The 20,117-nt window shown below is 72.1% G+C and carries 20 protein-coding genes and 1 pseudogene; 14 read left to right on the top strand and 7 right to left on the bottom strand.

Annotation, left to right across the window (positions count from 1 at the left end):
- Positions 1-12: 12 nt before the first annotated feature.
- A complete protein-coding gene (locus tag ACX25U_RS31255; protein ID WP_454384998.1) occupies positions 13-606 on the bottom strand; it encodes a helix-turn-helix domain-containing protein in 594 nt (197 codons plus the stop codon).
- 62 nt (positions 607-668) lie between these two features.
- Between ACX25U_RS31255 and ACX25U_RS31250 the strand changes: the two genes are divergently transcribed.
- From ACX25U_RS31250 to ACX25U_RS31215, 8 genes and pseudogenes are all read left to right on the top strand, one after another.
- Positions 669-1,649, top strand: a complete 981-nt coding sequence (locus ACX25U_RS31250; RefSeq protein ID WP_454384996.1) for an NAD(P)/FAD-dependent oxidoreductase — start codon at positions 669-671, stop codon at positions 1,647-1,649.
- 29 nt (positions 1,650-1,678) lie between these two features.
- A complete protein-coding gene (locus tag ACX25U_RS31245; RefSeq protein WP_454384994.1) occupies positions 1,679-3,217 on the top strand; it encodes an ATP-dependent DNA ligase in 1,539 nt (512 codons plus the stop codon).
- Complete coding sequence (locus ACX25U_RS31240; protein WP_454384993.1) at positions 3,214-3,687, top strand: NUDIX domain-containing protein; 474 nt, start codon at positions 3,214-3,216, stop codon at positions 3,685-3,687. Before ACX25U_RS31245 ends, ACX25U_RS31240 begins: the two co-directional genes overlap by 4 nt.
- A gap of 76 nt (positions 3,688-3,763) precedes the next feature.
- Positions 3,764-5,149 (top strand): NADP-dependent succinic semialdehyde dehydrogenase, encoded by a 1,386-nt coding sequence (locus ACX25U_RS31235; protein ID WP_454384991.1) that lies wholly within the window; start codon positions 3,764-3,766, stop codon positions 5,147-5,149.
- A gap of 25 nt (positions 5,150-5,174) precedes the next feature.
- Positions 5,175-5,417 (top strand): DUF6213 family protein, encoded by a 243-nt coding sequence (locus tag ACX25U_RS31230; protein ID WP_112465280.1) that lies wholly within the window; start codon positions 5,175-5,177, stop codon positions 5,415-5,417.
- Positions 5,418-5,738: 321 nt separating this feature from the next.
- Positions 5,739-6,806, top strand: a pseudogene (locus ACX25U_RS31225) (type III polyketide synthase); the annotation flags it as partial.
- Positions 6,803-8,017: a cytochrome P450 gene (locus ACX25U_RS31220; RefSeq protein WP_454384989.1), complete on the top strand. Its 1,215-nt coding sequence runs from the start codon at positions 6,803-6,805 to the stop codon at positions 8,015-8,017. The pseudogene ACX25U_RS31225 and the gene ACX25U_RS31220, both read left to right, overlap by 4 nt.
- A 7-nt stretch (positions 8,018-8,024) precedes the next feature.
- Positions 8,025-8,543, top strand: coding sequence for a cupin domain-containing protein (locus ACX25U_RS31215; RefSeq protein ID WP_454384988.1), 519 nt, complete (start codon positions 8,025-8,027; stop codon positions 8,541-8,543).
- Between the two features lie 109 nt (positions 8,544-8,652).
- Here the strand turns inward: ACX25U_RS31215 and ACX25U_RS31210 are convergent, their stop codons facing one another.
- The gene (locus ACX25U_RS31210) at positions 8,653-9,879 is read right to left on the bottom strand and encodes an acyl-CoA dehydrogenase family protein (RefSeq protein WP_454384986.1); all 1,227 of its coding nucleotides are present in this window, start codon (positions 9,877-9,879) and stop codon (positions 8,653-8,655) included.
- A gap of 177 nt (positions 9,880-10,056) precedes the next feature.
- Here ACX25U_RS31210 and ACX25U_RS31205 point away from each other — a divergent pair, with 177 nt between their 5' ends.
- The gene (locus ACX25U_RS31205; protein WP_454384984.1) at positions 10,057-10,701 is read left to right on the top strand and encodes a TetR family transcriptional regulator; all 645 of its coding nucleotides are present in this window, start codon (positions 10,057-10,059) and stop codon (positions 10,699-10,701) included.
- Here ACX25U_RS31205 and def read toward each other — a convergent pair.
- The gene (def, locus tag ACX25U_RS31200; RefSeq protein ID WP_454384982.1) at positions 10,698-11,264 is read right to left on the bottom strand and encodes a peptide deformylase; all 567 of its coding nucleotides are present in this window, start codon (positions 11,262-11,264) and stop codon (positions 10,698-10,700) included. The genes ACX25U_RS31205 and def overlap by 4 nt on opposite strands.
- A gap of 150 nt (positions 11,265-11,414) precedes the next feature.
- Between def and ACX25U_RS31195 the strand changes: the two genes are divergently transcribed.
- The 5 genes from ACX25U_RS31195 (at position 11,415) to ACX25U_RS31175 (ending at position 16,031) form a co-directional block, all read left to right on the top strand.
- Entirely contained in the window at positions 11,415-12,653 is a 1,239-nt protein-coding gene (locus ACX25U_RS31195; protein ID WP_454384980.1) for a MurT ligase domain-containing protein, read from the top strand.
- A gap of 20 nt (positions 12,654-12,673) precedes the next feature.
- A complete protein-coding gene (locus ACX25U_RS31190) occupies positions 12,674-13,402 on the top strand; it encodes a type 1 glutamine amidotransferase (protein WP_454384978.1) in 729 nt (242 codons plus the stop codon).
- Positions 13,403-13,649: 247 nt separating this feature from the next.
- Positions 13,650-14,675, top strand: coding sequence for a 6-phosphofructokinase (locus ACX25U_RS31185; protein ID WP_454384976.1), 1,026 nt, complete (start codon positions 13,650-13,652; stop codon positions 14,673-14,675).
- Between the two features lie 135 nt (positions 14,676-14,810).
- On the top strand, positions 14,811-15,755 hold the full coding sequence (locus tag ACX25U_RS31180; protein ID WP_454384975.1) for a cytochrome c oxidase assembly protein: 945 nt from the start codon (positions 14,811-14,813) through the stop codon (positions 15,753-15,755).
- A 102-nt stretch (positions 15,756-15,857) separates the two neighbouring features.
- Positions 15,858-16,031, top strand: a complete 174-nt coding sequence (locus tag ACX25U_RS31175; RefSeq protein ID WP_454384973.1) for a hypothetical protein — start codon at positions 15,858-15,860, stop codon at positions 16,029-16,031.
- A gap of 4 nt (positions 16,032-16,035) precedes the next feature.
- Here ACX25U_RS31175 and ACX25U_RS31170 read toward each other — a convergent pair whose 3' ends face one another.
- The 4 genes from ACX25U_RS31170 to ACX25U_RS31155 are packed head-to-tail and all read right to left on the bottom strand — an operon-like array spanning position 16,036 to position 20,078.
- A complete protein-coding gene (locus ACX25U_RS31170; protein ID WP_454384972.1) occupies positions 16,036-17,235 on the bottom strand; it encodes a sensor histidine kinase in 1,200 nt (399 codons plus the stop codon).
- Positions 17,232-18,944, bottom strand: a complete 1,713-nt coding sequence (locus ACX25U_RS31165; RefSeq protein ID WP_454384970.1) for a sodium/solute symporter — start codon at positions 18,942-18,944, stop codon at positions 17,232-17,234. Before ACX25U_RS31165 ends, ACX25U_RS31170 begins: the two co-directional genes overlap by 4 nt.
- Positions 18,945-18,949: 5 nt before the next feature.
- Positions 18,950-19,309, bottom strand: coding sequence for a hypothetical protein (locus tag ACX25U_RS31160; RefSeq protein WP_454384968.1), 360 nt, complete (start codon positions 19,307-19,309; stop codon positions 18,950-18,952).
- A gap of 13 nt (positions 19,310-19,322) precedes the next feature.
- The gene (locus tag ACX25U_RS31155) at positions 19,323-20,078 is read right to left on the bottom strand and encodes a LytR/AlgR family response regulator transcription factor (protein WP_454384966.1); all 756 of its coding nucleotides are present in this window, start codon (positions 20,076-20,078) and stop codon (positions 19,323-19,325) included.
- Positions 20,079-20,117 lie beyond the last annotated feature (39 nt).

Raw genomic sequence — 20,117 nt, 5'->3', positions numbered from 1 at the left:
GAACACCGGAAGTCAGTCGGCTTCACCACGGCGCGACGGCCGTGACGGCCGCGCCCGTACGTGCATCCGCTCGCCCTGCGGCCCGAACAGACTCAGGAACTCCACCGGCCCCTCCCCCGTCGACCCGAACCAGTGCGGCACCCGCGTGTCGAACTCGGCCGCCTCGCCCGCCGTCAGCACGAGGTCGTGCTCACCCAGCACCAGCCGGAGCCTGCCGGACAGCACGTACAGCCACTCGTACCCCTCGTGGGTCCGCTGGTCCGGTTCGAGCCTGCGCCGCGGTTCGAGCACCTTGAACGCCTGCAGGCCGCCCGGCCGGCGGGTGAGCGGCCAGTGGGTGCGCCCGCCGCGCACGATCGGCTTCGCGCGCACCCGCGGGTCGCCGACCGGCGGCGCCCCGACCAGCTCGTCCAGGGGCACCTGATGGGCCTGCGCGATCGGCAGCAGCAGCTCCAGGCTGGGTCTGCGCAGGCCCGACTCCAGCCGCGAGAGGGTGCTGACGGAGATCCCGGTCGCCTCGGAGAGCGCGGCGAGGGTCACCTCCCGCTCCTTCCTGATCCGCCGGAGCCGCGGGCCCACGTCGGCCAGAACGTCCTCGGTAGTCATGCGCTCATTGCAGAATCGGCAAAAGCATTTGTCAATACGGCACCGCATGGACGACCTTCACGATGGAGGTGGTCACCGTGACCGAGCAGAAGAGCGAGAGGTACGAGGCCGTCGTCATCGGCGGCGGCGCGGCCGGGCTGTCCGCCGCGCTGGTCCTCGGCCGGGCCCGGCGACGCACACTGGTCGTCGACGCGGGCGAGCCGCGCAACGCGCCCGCCGCGCACATGCAGGGATTTCTCACGCGGGACGGGATGCCGCCGGCCGCGTTCCTCGCCGCCGGCCGCGAGGAGATCGCACGGTACGGGGTGGAGCTGGTCCGGGACCGGGCGGTGGACGCCGTCCGGGACGCCGGAGGGGAGTTCGACGTGACCTTGGCGGAAGGGCGCACCGTCCACGCCCGGCAGGTGGTCGTCGCCACCGGGCTGAAGGACGAGCTGCCACCGGTTCCGGGCCTGGCCGAGCGCTTCGGCCGGGACGTGCTGCACTGCCCGTACTGCCACGGCTGGGAGGTCCGCGACCAGGCCTTCGGTGTGCTCGCCACCGGCCCACTGAGTGTCCACCAGGCGCTGATGGTGACCCAGTGGTCCAAGGACGTGACCTTCTTCCTGCACGAGCTCGCCGAGGCGGAGCTGTCCGACGACGACCTGTGCAGGCTCGCGGCGGCCGGCGTCCGCGTGGTGCCCGGCCGGGTGGCGGAACTGCTCGTCGAGGCCGACCGGCTGACCGGGGTCCGGCTCGCGGACAGCACGGCACACGCCCGCGAGGCGCTGTTCGTCTCGCCCCGCGCCGTCCCGCGGACCGGTCTCCTGCGGCGGCTGGGCGCCGAGCTGCGCGAGACACCGTTCGGAGCGTACCCGGTGACCGACGAGCGCGGCCTGACGACCGTGCCCGGCCTGTGGGCCGCCGGGAACGCGAGCGGCTTCGCCGAGCAGGTGATCAACGCGGCGAGCCGCGGCTACCGGGCCGGTGCGGCGATCAACGGCGAGCTGCTGTTCGCGGACCTCGACGCGGCCGTCGCGGCGCGGAGCGCCACCCGGGTGTAGGGCGCCGTCCTCCGGTGCACCATGACTGCATGCTGCTTGCCCGGTTGGCTCAGGTGTCGCGGGAGGTCGCGGCCACCTCGGCGCGGTCGAAGAAGATCGCCCTGCTCGCGGAGTTGTTCCGGGAGGCGGAGGCGGACGACGTTCCGGTCGTCATCCCGTATCTCGCGGGAAGGCCGCCGCAGGGGCGGCTGGGCGTGGGGTGGAAGGTCCTGGGCCGCAGGGTCCCGCCCGCCGCCGAGCCCTCCCTGACCGTGCGCGAGGTGGACCTCCGGCTGAGCGAGCTCGGCAAGGTGTCCGGGCCCGGATCGCAGGCGGAGCGGTCGCGGATCGTCGGCGAGTTGATGGGCGCGGCCACCGAGGGCGAGCAGCGGTTCCTGCTGGGGCTGCTCACCGGGGAGGTCCGGCAGGGCGCGCTGGACGCCATCGCCGTGGAGGGACTGGCCCGGGCGACGGGCGCGCCGCCGGCGGACGTGCGGCGGGCGGTGATGCTGGCCGGGTCGCTGCGGACGGTGGCACGGGCGCTGCTCGCGGACGGCCCGCCGGCGCTGGAGCGCTTCCGGCTCACCGTCGGCCGCCCGGTGCTTCCGATGCTGGCGCACAGCGCCTCCTCGGTGGCCGAGGCGGTCGACAAGCTGGGCGCCTGCGCCGTCGAGGAGAAGCTGGACGGCATCCGCGTCCAGCTCCACCGGGACGGCGACACCGTACGGATCCACACCCGCACGCTCGACGACATCACCGACCGGCTGCCCGAAGTGATCGCGGCCGCCCTGGGGTTGGCGGGTGAGCGGTTCGTCCTGGACGGCGAGGTCATCTCCTTCGGGGCGGACGGACGGCCGCGGTCGTTCCAGGAGACCGCCGGGCGCGTCGGCTCACGGGTGGACGTGGCCACGGCCGCCGAGGCGGTCCCCGTCTGTCCCGTCTTCTTCGACGCGCTGTCGGTCGACGACCGCGATCTGCTCGACCTGCCGCTGACCGGGCGGCACGCCGAGCTGGCCCGGCTGGTCCCGGAGCCGATGCGGGTCAGGCGCACCGTGGTGTCCGGGCCGGACGACGTGGCCGAGGCGGAGCGGTTCCTCGCCCGGACGCTGGAACGCGGCCACGAGGGTGTCGTCGTCAAAGCCCTCGACGCGCCCTACAGCGCGGGCCGGCGCGGCGCGTCCTGGCTGAAGGTCAAGCCCGTGCGCACCCTGGACCTGGTGGTCCTGGCCGCCGAGTGGGGCCACGGCCGCCGCGCCGGCAGGCTGTCCAACCTGCACCTGGGCGCCCGCACCGCCGACGGCGGCTTCGCCATGCTGGGCAAGACGTTCAAGGGCATGACGGACGCGATGCTGGCCTGGCAGACCGAGCGGCTGCGCCGGCTGGCCGTCGAGGAGAAGGGGTGGGGAGTGACCGTACGCCCGGAGCTCGTCGTCGAGATCGCCTACGACGGCCTGCAGCGCTCCACCCGCTACCCGGCGGGCGTCACCCTCCGCTTCGCCCGGGTCGTGCGGTACCGCGAGGACAAGCGCCCCGAGGAGGCGGACACCGTGGAGACGCTGCTGGCCGCGCATCCGGAGGTCGGGCCGTGACGGACCGGCGGGGCAGGCGGAGCGCCGGTCTGCTGCTGTTCCGGCGCGCCGGCGACGGTCTGGAGGTGCTGCTCGGTCATATGGGCGGCCCCTTGTGGGCCCGGCGCGACGCGGGGGCCTGGACCGTGCCCAAGGGCGAGTACGACCCCGGGGAGCCCGCCTGGGAGGCCGCCCGCCGTGAGTTCCGGGAGGAGCTGGGGCTGGAGCCGCCCGACGGCGAGGCGGTGCCGCTGGGCGAGGTCCGGCAGTCGAGCGGCAAGACCGTCACCGCCTGGGCGGTGGAGGCCGACCTCGACCCGGCGACGATCAGCCCCGGCACGTTCCTGATGGAGTGGCCGCCGCGGTCCGGGCGGACACAGGAGTTCCCGGAGCTCGACCGTGTGGCGTGGCTCGGCCTGGACCGGGCACGCGAGGTGATCGTCAAGGCCCAGACCGCGTTTCTCGACCGACTGGCTGAGCACTCGCTCTGAGAAGGCCCTCACGCGTTGCGGCGGGCACCGCGGCGCGCGAAGGTCGAAGCACAGCCCGTCACAGGGGAGGTCAGCCATGTCCATCGCCACGGTGAACCCGGCCAACGGCGAGACGATCAAGACGTACGAGGCCATGGGCGAGGAGGAGATCGAGCGCCGGCTCCAGCTCGCCCAGGCCACGTTCCGCACGTACCGGACGACGACCTTCGCGGAGCGGGCCCGGCTGATGAACAAGGCCGCCGACCTCCTCGACGAGGACCAGCAGGAGATCGGCCGCGTCATGACCACGGAGATGGGCAAGCCGGTCAAGCAGGCCCGCGCGGAGGCCGCGAAGTGCGCCAAGGCGATGCGCTGGTACGCCGAGCACGCCGAGGAACTGCTCGCGGACGAGGAGCCCGCCGCCGACGACGTGAAGGACTCCGGGGCCTCCCGCGCCCTGGTGCGCTACCGGCCGCTCGGCCCGGTGCTGGCGGTGATGCCCTGGAACTTCCCGCTGTGGCAGGTGATCCGGTTCGCGGCGCCCGCGCTGATGGCCGGCAACGTCGGCCTGCTCAAGCACGCCTCCAACGTGCCGCAGACCGCCCTGTACCTGGAGGACCTGTTCCACCGGGCGGGCTTCACCGAGGGCTGCTTCCAGACCCTGCTCATCGGCTCCGGCGCGGTCGACGACATCCTGCGCGACGAGCGCGTGAAGGCGGCCACGCTGACCGGCAGCGAGCCGGCGGGGCGGGCGGTGGCGTCCACCGCCGGGGAGATGGTCAAGAAGACGGTGCTGGAGCTGGGCGGCAGCGACCCGTTCATCGTGATGCCGTCGGCCGACCTCGACCGGGCCGCCGAGGTCGCGGTGACCGCGCGGGTGCAGAACACCGGGCAGTCGTGCATCGCCGCCAAGCGGTTCATCGTGCACACGGACGTCTACGACGCCTTCGCCGAGCGTTTCGTGGCCGGCATGAAGGCGCTGAGGATCGGCGACCCGATGCAGGAGGACACCGAGGTCGGGCCGCTGTCCAGCGAGCGCGGCCGGGCGGATCTGGAGGAGCTGGTCGACGACGCGAGGCGGAGCGGGGCGCAGGTGCTGTGCGGTGGCGAACGGCCCGACCGGCCCGGCTGGTACTACCCGCCGACCGTGCTGGCGGGCATCACCCGCGAGATGCGCATCCACCGCGAGGAGGCGTTCGGACCAGTGGCCACGCTGTACCGGGCGGACGACCTGGACGAGGCCGTGCTGATCGCCAACGACTCGCCGTTCGGGCTGAGTTCGAACGTCTGGACGCGGGACGAGAGCGAGGTCGACCGGCTCGTTCGGGACCTGGAGGCGGGCGGGGTGTACATCAACGGGATGACCGCCTCGCACCCGGCGTTCCCCTTCGGCGGGGTGAAGCGGTCGGGGTACGGGCGTGAGCTGTCCGGGCACGGAATCCGCGAGTTCTGCAACATCACCACCGTATGGCACGGAGCGTGAGGCTTCCGCGGCTACGATCCCCTTTGTGAACCGCGAAGTGACTCTGCCTCTGATCGTCGACGACCGCGGCACGTTGCAGGTGGCCGCGGCCGACGTGAGCAAGCTGCTGCGGACGGTCGGCGGCCGGTGGCTGCGTCTGGTGGAGGCCGGCCAGGAGGGTCTCGACGAGGACACGGTCGCCGCCCTGACCATCGAACTGGCCAAGCTGGCCGACCGCATCGACGTGGCCTGCATCGCCCACAGCAGCGGCGCGGCACCTTCCGGTTGACCGGAGGAACTCACCCCCGGGACGCGCTGCCGGTCCGTTGCGCGGGCAGGTCACGCGGCGCACACGGTCGGGCGCCCGCCCGAAGGCCGGGCCGATCAACCCATGAAGTGCTGGCTGACCAGCGGTTTTCCGGTTGGACGGGGCGGCGCCGCCGTCGCTTCGCCGGTGGTGCAAGGGGCTTGTGGGGCTCACTCGCCGTCGCCGGATTGGAGTAGTCCACCGAGAGATCATCGCCCTCTCGGGCGATCGTGGATGGACCACCCTTCTGGGTGCACCACCCTCTGACCGGGGGGCTACCGGCCTTCCGGAAGGCGAAAGCAGGCACGGCTCATGGCGACTTTGTGCAGACCTTCGGTGTCCGTTCCAGAGCACGTGATCACCATGGAGGAAACGCTGGAGCTCGCACGCTCCCGCCACGCGGACCACCCGCAACTCCCGCTGGCCCTCCGGCTGATCGAGAACACCGGCGTGCGTACCCGGCACATCGTGCAACCCATCGAGGAGACCCTCAAGCATCCCGGCTTCGAGCAGCGCAACAAGCTCTACGAGCAGGAGGCCAAAGCCAGGGTCCCCACGGTCATCCAGCGCGCGCTCGACGACGCCGAACTCCTGCCCTCCGATATCGATGTCATCATCTACGTCTCGTGCACGGGCTTCATGATGCCCTCGCTCACGGCGTGGCTGATCAACGAGATGGACTTCGACTCGACCACCCGCCAGCTGCCCATAGCCCAGCTGGGCTGTGCGGCCGGCGGCGCGGCGATCAACCGGGCCCACGACTTCTGCACGGCCTACCCGGACGCCAACGCGCTCATCGTGGCCTGCGAGTTCTGCTCGCTGTGCTACCAGCCCACCGACCTCGGCGTCGGCTCCCTGCTCTCCAACGGCCTGTTCGGCGACGGCATCGCCGCCGCCGTGGTCCGCGGCACCGGCGGCACCGGCGTCCGGCTGGAACGCAACGGCTCGTACCTGATACCCAAGACCGAGGAGTGGATCGCGTACGACGTCCGGGAGACCGGCTTCCACTTCCTGCTGGACAAACGGGTGCCCACCACCATGGAGCCGCTCGCCCCGGCCCTGCGGGACCTGGCCGGGCTGCACGGCTGGAACGCGTCCGACCTGGACTTCTACGTCATCCACGCGGGCGGCCCCCGCATTCTGGACGACCTCAGCAAGTTCCTGAACGTCGAGCCGCACGCGTTCCGGTTCAGCCGGGCCACGCTCACCGAGTACGGCAACATCGCCAGCGCCGTCGTCCTGGACGCGCTGCGCCGGCTGTTCGACGAGGGCGTCCCCGAGGACCGGGCACGCGGGCTGCTCGCCGGGTTCGGCCCCGGCATCACCGCCGAGATGTCGCTCGGCAGCTGGCAGATCGGAGCCGGGGCATGACCGAGGAGACGCTCACCGGGACACTGCCCCCGGTGCGGCACTGGCCCACGCCCGACCTGGCCGGCGTCGACTTCGACCCGGTCCTGGCCGGCCTGATGGAGGAGAGCCCGGTCACCCGCATCGAGATGCCCGACGGCGAGGGCTGGGCATGGCTGGTGACCCGCATGGACGACGTGCGGATGGTCACCGACGACCCCCGGTTCAGCCGCGAGGCGGTCATGGACCGTCAGGTCACCTGGCTGGCCCCGCACTTCGTGCCGACCCGCGACGCGGTCGGCTTCCTGGACCCGCCCGATCACACCCGGCTGCGCCGCTCGGTCGTTCCCGCCTTCACCGCGCGCGGTGTCGAGCGGGTACGGGAGAATTCCCGGCGGATGCTGGACGAACTGGTCGACGAACTCCTCCGGGACGGCCCGCCCGCCGACCTCACAAGGACGGTGCTCGGCCCGTTCCCGATCGCGGTGATCTGCGAGCTGATGGGGGTGCCGCCCGCCGACCGGCACGGCATGCACACCTGGACCCGGCTGATCCTGTCCTCCTCGCACGGTGCCGATGTCAGCGAGCAGGCCAAGGAGGAGATGGGCGCGTACTTCACCGAGCTCATCGACGCGCGCGTGGAGAGCACCGGTGAGGACGTCGCCTCACTCCTCGGCGCGGCCGTGGGGCGCCGGGAGATCACCCTGCGGGAGGCCGTGGCTCTCGCGGTGCTCCTGCAGATCGGCGGCGAGGCGGTCACCCACAACAGCGGGCAGATGTTCTACATCCTGCTCACCCGCCCCGAGCTGGCCGAACGGCTGCGCCGCGAGCCGGAGATCCGCCCGCAGGCCATCGACGAACTGCTGCGCTGCATCCCGCACCGCAACGCGGTCGGGCTGTCCCGGATCGCCTTGGAGGATGTGGAGATCAAGGGCGTACGGATTCGCGCCGGCGACGCCGTCCACGTGTCGTACCTCGCCGCCAACCGCGACCCGGACGTCTTCCCGGACCCCGAGTCGATCGACTTCTCGCGCAGCCCGAACCCGCATGTGGCGTTCGGCTTCGGCCCGCACCACTGCCCGGGCGGCCAGTTGGCCCGGCTGGAGTCGGAGCTGCTGGTCGACGCCCTGCTGGACCGGGTGCCGGGGCTGAGGCTCGCGGTGCCGGCGGACCAGGTGCCCTTCAGGAAGGGCGCGTTGATCCGCGGGCCCGAGGCCCTGCCCGTGACGTGGTGAGCCCGCCATGACCACGGAGGGACTGCTCGTGCCGCCGGGCCACGGGCGCACCGTCGAAACGCCGGCCCAGCGTGTGACGTTCAAGGTCACCGGCTCGCACTCGCGGGTGACCTCCACCTTCGAGGTGGAGGTCCCGCCGGGCTTCGACGTGGGCGCCCATGTGCACACGCGCAGCGAGGAGTTGTTCTACGTGCTCGAGGGCGAGCTGGACGTGCTCGCCTTCGAGCCGCGGATCCGGACCCCCGACCACTGGCAGAGGTGGGAGTCCAGCTCCGGCAACCGCGTGGTGCGGGCGACCCCGGGTACGGTCATCGTCGTACCCCCGGGCTGCCCGCACGCGTTCGCCAACCCGACCGACATCCCGGCGAAGATGTTCTTCCAGGCCTCCCCGCCCCCGGACCACGAGCGCTACTTCGAGGAACTGCTCGACATCCTGGGCACCGCAGGCCCCCCGGACCACGAGGCGATAGAAGCACTACGCAAGCGCTACGACATCGAGCAACTCACACCTCTGAAACACCGATGAGCGACCCCGCCCAAGGGGCGCGGGGCCCTGTCGACATGCGGCTCCGCCGTGTGGGCGCGACCAGCCGCAGACGGCCCGCAGCCCGCGGCGAACCACATCCCTACGGCGCTCACCGGATCGGCATCCCCGAAATCGTGCGCGAGATCACCAACCGCTGAATCTCACTCGTCCCCTCAAAAATGGTGTAGATCGCCGCGTCGCGGTGCATCCGCTCCACCGGGTACTCCCGGGTGTAGCCGTTGCCGCCCAGGATCTGGATCGCCTGGGCGGTGACCTTCTTCGCGGTCTCGCTGGCGAACAGCTTGGACATCGAGCCCTCGGCGGCGGTGAACGGCCTGCCGTTGACCGCCATCCAGGAGGCGCGCCAGACCAGCAGGCGGGCGGCGTCGATCCGGGTGCGCATGTCGGCGAGCTGGAAGGCGACGCCCTGGTTGTCGATGATCGGCCGGCCGAACTGCTCGCGGGTCTTCGCGTAGTCGAGGGCGACCTCGTACGCGGCCCGGGCGGTGCCCACCGCCATGGCGCCGACGGCGGGACGGGACGCCTCGAACGTGGCCATCGCCGCGTTCTTCACCCTCTCGCCGCTCCTCTTCGCCTTCTCCCGGGCCCGGGCCAGCCGCTCGTCCAGCTTCTCCTTGCCACCGAGCAGGCAGGAGCCGGGGACGCGCACGCTGTCCAGGATCACCTCGGCGGTGTGCGAGGCGCGGATGCCGTGCTTCTTGAACTTCTGGCCCTGGGACAGCCCCGGCGTGTTCGGCGGGACGATGAAGGAGGCGTGGCCCTTGGAGCCCAGCTCGGGGTCGACGGAGGCGACGACCACGTGGACGTTGGCGATCCCGCCGTTGGTCGCCCAGGTCTTGGTGCCGTTGATCACCCACTCGTCCTTGGCCTCGTCGTACACCGCGCGGGTGCGCATGGAGGCCACGTCGGAGCCGGCGTCGGGCTCGGAGGAGCAGAACGCGGCGACCTTGACGTCGCCGGCGTCGCCGTACATCTGCGGGATCCAGGTGCCGATCTGCTCCTCGGTGCCGTTGGCGAGGACGCCGACCGCGGCCAGTCCGGTGCCGACGATGGACAGGGCGATACCGGCGTCGCCCCAGAACAGCTCCTCCATGGCCACGGGGATGCCGAGGCCGGTGGAGTCGAAGTACTGCTGGGCGTAGAAGTCGAGGGAGTAGATGCCGACCTTCGCTGCCTCCTGGATGACCGGCCAGGGAGTCTCCTCGCGCTCGTCCCATTCGGCGGCCGCGGGCCGGATCACGTCGGCCGCGAAGCCGTGCAGCCAGTCCCGGACCTCCTTCTGTTCGTCGTTGAGCTCCATGGTGAACTCGGCCATGTCCCCTCCAGCAGCGCACATGCATGTTACTTACGGTAACCCTACTGTGTTACCGATCAGTAGAGGAAGTCAACTTCCGACTTCCGACGACTCCTCGGCAGCCCGTTCGATGTATCGGGCACAAGTCAGTGTTAGTTTGCGCAGGCGTCACCGAACCAGCACGGGTGGGGAGAGCTCATGGACACCACGCAGCGGACCGATCAGCAACGGTCCGCCGACCGCCGACGGCGCGAACTGCTGGAGGCCGCCGACCGGGTGGTGCTGCGCGACGGCCCGCAGGCGTCGATGAACGCCATCGCCGCCGAGGCCGGCATCACCAAGCCGATCCTCTACCGCCACTTCGGCGACAAGGGAGGGCTGTACGCCGCCCTCGCCAAGCGGCACACCGACGCCCTGCTCGACTCGCTGCGGGCCGCGGTGGACGCCCCCGCGGACCGGCGCGAGCGGGTGGAGGCCACGCTGGACACCTACCTCGCGGCCATCGAGGCGCGCCCGCAGGTCTACCGGTTCCTGATGCACCCGTCGGAGGGCAGTCAAGGCGGCGACCAGGGCTTCGACGTCGGCAAGCACTCCGCCCCGCTGCTGCGCCGCATGGGCGAGGAACTGGCCCAGGTCATAGAGGAGCGGCTGGACCTCGGCCCGGGCAGCCAGCAGCTGGCCCGCGTGTGGGGGCACGGCATCGTCGGCATGATGCACGCGGCCGGTGACTGGTGGCTGGGCGAGCGTCCCTGCTCCCGCGCGGAGCTGGTACGCAGCCTGGCGGACCTGCTGTGGGGCCGGCTGGCGGCGGCCGGGGACAAGGTGGGCGGCCCGGGCTTCTAGGACTCCCCGGTACCTTTCCGGTCCGTACGGCTCCAGGGCGCCCTCGCCGCCTGTCTCAGCACCTTGCGTCTGCGCCACCCCGTGAGGTGGTCCACGTACAGGCGCCCCTGAAGGTGGTCGTACTCGTGCTGCAGGCACCGGGCGAAGAACCCCGTCCCGTGCACGGTGACCGGCTCCCCGGTCACCGTGAAACCCTCGACGACCGCGTGGTCGTAGCGCTCCGTCCCCGCCTCCAGGCCCGGCAGGGAGAGACAGCCCTCCGGGCCGCGGACCCGCACGCCGTCCGTCTCCACCAGCCGCGGGTTCACCACATGGCCCAGGTGGCGCACGTCCTCGTCGTCCGGGCAGTCGTACACGAAAACGCGCAGGGACTCCCCCACCTGATTGGCGGCCAGGCCCACGCCCCGTGCGTCGTACATCGTGGCGAACAGGTCCTCCACCAGCCGGGACAGCCCTGCGCCGAAGTCGGTGACCTCGGCGCAGGGCGCGTCGAGGACGGGGTCGCCGAGCAGGGTGAGGGGCCGGACGCGTCCGCGGGCGCCGGGTATCGAGCCGTGTCGCATGGCGGCAAGGGTACGGTTCCCTCGGCCCGTGCCCGCCGCGCAGGCGCGGGCCGGGATTCGGGAGCGCCGGTGGGTCTCGATAGGCTGAGGCCCCCACCACGTTGCCGGATGACTCAGGCGCGGCGCGTACGCAAGGAGGATCGAGGACTGATGGCAGGCAACTCGGACCCGCTCACGCCGCGGGCCAAGCTGGCCGTGACCGCGGGCAAGGCGGTCGCCGCGGCATCGCGTGCCGCGGGTCGCGGCAGCGGTTCGGTGATCGGGGGTCGGGTGGCCCTCAAACTCGACCCCGACCTGCTCGGCCGGCTCGCCCAGCACCTGGACGTGATCCTGGTCTCGGCGACCAACGGCAAGACCACGACCACCCGGCTCATCGCCGAGGCCCTGCGGGCCGCGGGCCCGGTCGTGTCCAACGCCCTCGGCGCCAACATGCCCGCGGGCATCACCTCGGCGCTGGCGGGCGGCTCGGACGCCAAGTTCGGTGTGATAGAGGTCGACGAGAAGTACCTGGCGGGCGTGGCCCGGGACACCGCCCCCAAGTGCATCGCGCTGCTCAACCTCTCCCGCGACCAGCTCGACCGCGCCGGCGAGACCCGGATGCTCGCCGAGAACTGGCGCGAGGCCCTGAGCGGGTCCAAGGCCGTGATCGTCGCCAACTGCGACGATCCGCTGGTGGTGTGGGCCGCGTCCTCCTCCCCCAATGTGATCTGGGTGGCCGCCGGGCAGATGTGGAAGGACGACGCCTGGTCCTGCCCGTCCTGCGGCGGTGTGATGCAGCGCCCCGGTGACGACTGGTTCTGCGGCGAGTGCGGTTTCCGCCGGCCCGCCCCCAGCTGGGCGCTGAACGGCGACCACGTCCTCGACCCGCACGGCTCCGCCTGGCCGATCCACCTGCAGCTGCCGGGCCGCGCCAACAAGGCCAACGCCGCCTCCTCCGCGGCCGTCGCCGCCGTCTTCGGGGTGCCGCCGCAGGTCGCCCTGGAGCGGATGTACCAGGTGCAGGCGGTCGCCGGCCGCTACGACGTCGTCCAGTTCCAGGGCCGCGACCTGCGGCTGCTGCTGGCGAAGAACCCGGCCGGCTGGCTGGAGACCTTCTCCCTGATCGACCCGCCGCCCACGCCCGTCATCCTGTCGGTGAACGCGCGCAGCGCCGACGGCACCGACACCTCCTGGCTGTGGGACGTCGACTACACCCGCCTGACCGGCCACCCGCTCTTCGTGCTCGGCGACCGGAAGCTGGACCTCGCGGTGCGTCTGGAGGTGGCGAACCAGCAGTTCCAGGTCTGCGATGACCTCGACCAGGCCATCCAGCAGGCGCCGCCCGGCCGGATCGAGGTCATCGCCAACTACACCGCGTTCCAGGACCTGCGCCGCCGCGTCGGCAACTGACCACGGAGGACGAGCACTTCATGAGCGACAACCAACTGCGGCTGGTGTGGATCTACCCGGACCTGCTGAGCACCTACGGCGACCAGGGCAACGTGCTCGTCGTGGAGCGCCGGGCCCGGCAGCGCGGCCTGGACGTGGCCCGCCTGGACGTGCGCAGCGACCAGCCGATCCCGACCTCCGGCGACATCTATCTGATCGGTGGCGGCGAGGACCGGCCGCAGCGGCTCGCGGCGGAGCGGCTGCGCCGTGACGGCGGTCTGACCCGGGCCGTGGAGAACGGCGCGATCGTCTTCTCTGTCTGCGCCGGCTACCAGATCCTCGGCCACGAGTTCATCAACGACCTCGGGCAGCGCGAGCCGGGACTGGGCCTGCTCGACGTGGTGTCGGTGCGCGGCGAGGGCGAGCGGTGCGTCGGCGACGTGCTGGGTGACATCGACCCGCGGCTCGGCCTGCCCTCGCTGACCGGGTTCGAGAACCACCAGGGCGTCACCCACCTCGGCCCCACCGCCCGCCCGTTCGCCCAGGTCCGGATCGGCAAGGGCAACGGCACCGGCGACGGCACGGAGGGCGCGTACAACGACACCGTCTTCGGCACGTACATGCACGGTCCGGTGCTGGCCCGCAACCCGCTGATCGCGGACCTGCTGCTGAAGCTGGCACTCGACGTCAACGCGCTCCCGCCGGTCGACGACCACTGGTACGAGGCCCTGCGCAACGAGCGCATCGCGGCGGCGCAGCAGCCCGCGTAGGCCTGCCGCGCTCGCGCGTCCGCCCATGCGGGAACGGTTCTTCCGCCACCCCGGCGCACCGCGCGTCCACCGGCCCGTCAGCACGGCGCGACCAGCCCGTCTGACGGGCCGTCCGCACAGGTGAGCGGCCCCGTCCAGCAGGCGGACGGACGGTTCGGCCCCACCCCCGTGTGCCGCTAGGGTGGCGGGGACCGAGCCGGACAGCGCGGTCCGGTCCCGTGCCCACGTGGAGAAGGTTGTTCGGGCTATGCGCATTGGTGTCCTCACGTCCGGCGGCGACTGCCCCGGCCTGAACGCCGTCATCCGGTCCGTCGTGCACCGTGCCGTGGTCGACCACGGCGACGAGGTCATCGGCTTCCGCGACGGCTGGAAGGGCCTCCTGGAGTGCGACTACCTCAAGCTCGACCTCGACGCGGTGGGCGGCATCCTCGCCCGCGGCGGCACCATCCTCGGGTCCTCCCGGGTCCGCCCCGAGCACCTGCGGGACGGGGTGGAACGGGCCAGGGGCCACGTCGAGGAGCTCGGACTCGACGCGATCATCCCGATCGGCGGCGAGGGCACGCTCAAGGCGGCCCGGCTGCTGTCGGACAACGGCCTGCCCATCGTCGGCGTGCCGAAGACCATCGACAACGACATCGCGGTCACGGACGTCACCTTCGGCTTCGACACGGCCGTGACCGTCGCCACCGAGGCCCTGGACCGGCTGAAGACCACCGCCGAGTCCCACCAACGCGTGCTGATCGTGGAGGTCATGGGCCGCCACACCGGCTGGATCGCGCTGCAGTCCGGCATGGCGGCCGGCGCCCACGCCATCGTCGTCCCCGAACGCCCCTTCGACATCGAGGAGCTGTCGGAGAAGGTCGGCGCGCGCTTCGCGGCGGGCAAGCGGTTCGCGATCGTGGTGGCCGCGGAGGGCGCCAAGCCCAGGCCGGGCACCATGGACTTCGACGAGGGCGGCAAGGACATCTACGGCCACGAGCGGTTCGCCGGCGTCGCCCGGCAGCTCTCGGTCGAGCTGGAGCAGCGGCTCGGCAAGGAGGCCCGGCCCGTCATCCTCGGGCACGTCCAGCGCGGCGGCACCCCGACGGCGTACGACCGCGTGCTCGCCACCCGGTTCGGCTGGCACGCCGTGGAGGCCGTGCACCGCGGGGAGTTCGGCCGGATGACGGCGCTGCGCGGCACGGACATCGTGACGGTGCCGCTCGCCGAGGCGGTCGCGTCCCTGAAGACGGTACCGGCGGAGCGGTACGCCGAGGCGGAGTATGTCCTGTAGGACACACCCGCGGAACACACGCGTAAGCACAAACCGCCCCCGGCCGCAAGAGCGGCCGGGGGCGGCTCTAGTCTGGGTGCGGACAGACAGCTGTGGACAGACAGCGCACAACCCCCACGAAACAGGAGCCGGCTGATGGATCACAGCGGGCACGGCATGATGGATCTGCCGCCGTTCACGCTGGAACGCGGCCTTCAGTGGTCCGCGGACCTCTTCTTTCTCGTCGCCTGCCTGCTCGGGCTCGCGCTGTACGGCTGGGGCGTGGTGCGGCTGCGGCGGCGCGGCGACTCCTGGCCGGTGGGCCGGACGGTGGCGTACGTCGTCGGTGTGCTGACCGTGGGTCTGGTGATGTGCACCGGGCTGAACGACTACGGCATGGTCATGTTCAGCGTGCACATGGTCCAGCACATGATCATCAGCATGCTCTCGCCGATCCTGATCCTGCTCGGCGCCCCGGTCACACTGGCGCTGCGCGCGCTGCCGGTGGTCAAGGGCCGCAAGGGGCCGCGCGAGCTGCTGCTGATGCTGCTGCACAGCCACTACATGCGGGTCATCACCCATCCCCTCTTCACCATCCCGATGTTCATCGCGAGCCTGTACGCGCTGTACTTCACGCCGCTCTTCGACTTCCTGATGGGGTCGAAGGTCGGGCACGTCGCGATGATGGTGCACTTCCTCGCGGTGGGCCTGGTCTTCTTCTGGCCGATCATGGGCGTCGACCCGGGCCCGAACCGGTCGGGTTACCTCATGCGGATGCTGCAGCTGTTCGCGGGCATGCCGTTCCACGCGTTCTTCGGCATCGCGCTGATGATGGCGTCCGCGCCCATGGTGGAGACCTTCATGCACCCGCCCGCCTCCCTCGGCATCGACGCCCTGGCCGACCAGAACGCGGCCGGCGGCATCGCCTGGGCGTTCAGTGAGATCCCCTCCGTACTGGTGCTGCTCGCCCTGCTCTTCCAGTGGTACGGCTCCGAACAGCGCCAGGCCCGGCGCAAGGACCGCGCCGCGGAGCGTGACGGCGACAAGGAGCTCGAGGCCTACAACGCCTATCTGGCCTCCCTGAACGCCCAGGGAAACTGAACGGGCATCCCGCACTCGGCACCCCTGCCCCGTGCTGCCCCGTACTGCTTCGCCGCGGTCCGGGGCACCATGGAGGCAGCCGACCACGAGGAGGGTGCCGCGATGCCCGGTTCCACGGACGGTTCCACGAGAGCGATGGGGGTGCTCACCGTGGGCGCCCTCGTCGCGGTGACGGCCTACACGGTGGCGCTCGGCGGCAACGGCTGGCTGTGGTTCGGCTGGGTCGTGCTGGGCCTGATCACCCTGGGCATGATCGTCACCCGCGACAGGCTCTGAGGCACTAGGTGAGCCGTGCCGCCGAGTGCACGCCCGGCTGGTACTTCGGCAGCCGGGCGGTGATCTTCATGCCCGCGCCCGGGGCGGTCTCGATGACCAGGCCGTGGTCGTCGCCGTAGACCTGGCGGAGCCGGTCGTCGACGTTGGACAGCCCGATGCCGCCGGAGGGGCTGTCCTCGCCGGCCAGGATGCGGCGCAGCAGGTCGGGGTCCATGCCGGCACCGTCGTCCTCGATGACGACCAGGGCCTCGGCTCCGGCGTCCTGTGCGGTGATCCGGATGTGGCAGGTGCCGGTCTTGCCCTCCAGACCGTGCTTGACGGCGTTCTCCACCAGCGGCTGCAGGCACAGGAACGGCAGGGCGATGGGCAGCACCTCGGGCGCGATCTGCAGGGTGACCGCGAGACGGTCGCCGAAGCGGGCCCGCACCAGCGCCAGGTAGTGCTCCATGGCGTGCAGTTCGTCGGCGAGCGTGGTGAAGTCGCCGTGCCTGCGGAACGAGTAGCGGGTGAAGTCGGCGAACTCCAGCAGCAGCTCGCGGGCCCGCTCGGGGTCGGTGCGGACGAAGGAGGCGATGACCGCGAGCGAGTTGAAGATGAAGTGCGGGGAGATCTGGGCGCGCAGGGCCTTGATCTCGGCCTCGATGAGCCGGGTGCGGGAGCGGTCGAGGTCCGCGAGTTCCAGCTGTACGGAGACGAAGCGGGCGACCTCGGCCGCGGCGCGGACCAGGACGGCGGACTCGCGGGGCGCGCAGGCGACGAGGGCGCCGTGCACCCGGTCGTCGACGGTGAGCGGGGCGACGACGGCCCAGCGCACCGGGCAGTCCGGAAGCCGGCAGGTGAGCCGGAACGCCTCGCCGCGGCCGGTCTCCAGGGGGCCGGTGAGGCGTTCCATGATCTCGCCGCGGTGGTGTGCGCCGACGCCGTCCCAGGCGAGGACCCGGGTGTCGTCCGTGAGGCACAGGGCGTCGGTGCCGAGCAGGGAGCGCAGCCGGCGGGCCGACTTGCGGGCGGTCTCCTCCGTCAGCCCGGCCCGCAGCGGAGGCGCGGCGAGCGAGGCGGCGTGCAGGGTCTGGAAGGTGGCGTGCTCGACGGGGGTGCCGAGCCCGCCGAGGCTCTGCGGCCGGGCGGTGCGCCGGCCGAGCCAGTAGCCGGCGGCGAGCAGCGGCAGCGCGGCGGCGCAGAACCCGGCGAGGAACCCGCTCATGCCTTCACCTCCGTGTGCAGCTGCTCGGGCAGGTGGAAGCGGGCCAGGACGCCCGCGGTGCCGGCCGGTACCCGGCCCGGTGTGGCCAGGGACACCAGCATCATGGTGAGGAAGCCCAGCGGCACCGACCACAGGGCGGGCCAGGCGAGCAGTGCGTGCAGCGGTCCGGTGCCGGGGAAGCCGGCCATGGTCACGGCGACGGCGACGAGCGCGCCGCCGCCGCCCGCCAGCATCCCGGCGGCCGCGCCGGGCGGGGTGAGCCGCCGCCACCATATGCCGAGGACGAGCAGCGGGCAGAAGGAGGACGCGGACACCGCGAAGGCGAGCCCGACGGCGTCGGCGACCGGCAGTCCGCCGACCAGGACGCTCGCGGCGAGCGGCGGGGCCATGGAGAGCACCGTGCCGAGCCGGAAGTGCCGCACCCCGCGCGAGGGCAGCACGTCCTGGGTGAGCACCCCGGCCACCGCCATGGTCAGTCCGGAGGCGGTGGACAGGAACGCGGCGAAGGCGCCGCCCGCGACCAGTGCGCCCAGCAGGTCGCCGCCGAGGCCGCCGATCACCCGGTCGGGCAGCAGCAGCACCGCGGCGTCGGCGCTCCGGGTGAGGGCGAGCTCGGGGGCGTAGAGGCGGCCGAGGGCGCCGTACACCGGCGGCAGCAGGTAGAAGCCGCCGATCAGGCCGAGCACGGCCACGGTGGTGCGGCGGGCGGCGACGCCGTGCGGGCTGGTGTAGAAGCGGACGACGACGTGCGGCAGGCCCATGGTGCCGAGGAAGGTGGCGAGGATCAGCCCGTACGTGGCGTACAGCGGGCGTTCCTCGCGGCCGGAGGCGAGTGAGGTGGACATGCCGCCGTTGCTGCCGCGAGTGGCCTCGGGGACGTGGGCGCCCCGCGCGAAGGTGAGCCGGGTGTCCTGTTCGACGCGGTGGGTGCCCGCGCTCAGACGCACCTGCTTCTCCTGGTGGGCGCGGCCGTCGACGGTGCCGGTCACGGTGACGGTGAGCGGGCGCTCCAGCCGGAGGTCGAGGGTGTCGGCGACGCGGACGGTGCGCTGCTCGCGGAAGGCGGCCGGTTCGTCGAAGGCACGGCGGGGCGCGCCGTCGTGCTGCCAGGCGAGGACGAGGAAGAGGGCGGGGACGAGCAGCGCGGTCAGCTTCAGCCAGTACTGGAAGGCCTGGACGAAGGTGATGCTGCGCATCCCGCCCGCGGCGACCGTGGCCACCACGACGACGGCGACGATCACTCCGCCGAGCGCGTCGGGCGCCCCGGTGAGCACCGCCAGGGTGAGCCCCGCACCCTGCAGCTGGGGCAGCAGGTACAGCCAGCCGACGCCGACGACGAAGGCGCCCGCGAGCCGCCGCACGCCCTGGGAGGCGAGCCGGGCCTCGGCGAAGTCGGGCAGCGTGTAGGCGCCGGAGCGGCGCAGCGGGGCGGCGACGAACAGCAGCAGGACCAGATAGCCGGCCGTGTAGCCGACCGGGTACCACAGCATGTCCGGGCCCTGGACGAGCACCAGGCCGGCTATGCCGAGGAACGAGGCGGCGGAGAGGTACTCCCCGCTGATCGCGGCGGCGTTCAGGCGCGGTCCGACGGTGCGGGAGGCGACGTAGAAGTCTGAGGTGGTGCGGGAGATGCGCAGGCCGAACGCGCCGACGAACACGGTGGCCACCACGACGAGGGCGACGGCGGGGACGGTGTAGGCGGAGTTCACGGTGTTCAGCGGTCCCCCACCAGGCGGACGAAGTCGCGTTCGTTGCGCTCGGCGCGGCGCACGTACCAGCGGGCGAGCAGCACCAGCGGGACGTAGAGGCCGAAGCCGAGCACCGCCCACTTCAGGCGGCGGGCGTCGGGGGCGGCGGCGAACACCAGCGGCAGCGGGCCGACGAGCAGCACCAGCACCGCGAACACCGTGAGGCCGGCGCGCAGTTGGCTGCGCATCAGGGAGCGGACGTAGGTGTGGCCGAGGGTGGTCTGCTCGTCGATCTCGGTGCGCGGGCGGTAGTGGCCCGGGGCCCTGCGGGTGCGGCGGGGCGGGCCGGTGACGACGACACGGCGTTCGGTGGGATCGTGGGGCATGACGTACGTCCCCCTAGCGCGCGGTCCGGCGCATCAGCAGCTCCCGCAGTTCGCGCGCGTGCCGACGGCTGACCTGGAGCTCCTCGGTGCCGACCAGGACGCTCACCGAGCCGGCGTCCAGGCGGAGTTCGCCGATGTGGCGCAGGGCGACCAGGTGGCGGCGGTGGATGCGGACGAAGCCGCGGGCACGCCAGCGCTCCTCCAGGGTGGACAACGGGATGCGCACGAGGTGGCTGCCCTTGCCGGTGTGCAGCCGGGCGTAGTCTCCTTGCGCCTCGACGTGGGTGATGTCGTCGACGGCCACGAAGCGGGTGACGCCGCCGAGTTCGACGGGCAGGTGGTCGGGGTCGGGCTCGCTCACGGGGATCCGCGGGGCGGCGTCGCGCAGCTGGGCGGCGCGGCGGACGGCCTCGGCGAGGCGTTCCTTGCGGACCGGTTTGAGCACGTAGTCGACGGCCTTGAGATCGAAGGCCTGCACGGCGAAGTCCTCGTGGGCGGTGACGAACACGATCAGCGGCGGCTCGGCGAACCCGGTGAGCAGCCGGGCCAGGTCGAGGCCGTCCAGGCCCGGCATGTGGATGTCGAGGAAGACGACGTCGATCGCGTCGGGCCCGTCCGGGCCGGACTGCAGGGCCCGGTTGATGCGGCGCAGCGCCTCGGTCGCGTCGCCGGCGCCCTCCACGCCGGCGATCCGGGGGTCGGCGCTCAGCAGGTACAGCAGTTCCTCGAGCGAGGGGCGTTCGTCGTCGACGGCCAGGGCACGCAGCATGAAGGTGGAGTGTAGGGGGGATCCGCATGCCTGGACACG

The organism is Streptomyces sp. JNUCC 63 (assembly GCF_054366325.1).
This window is presented reverse-complemented; position numbering and strand designations above follow the sequence as displayed.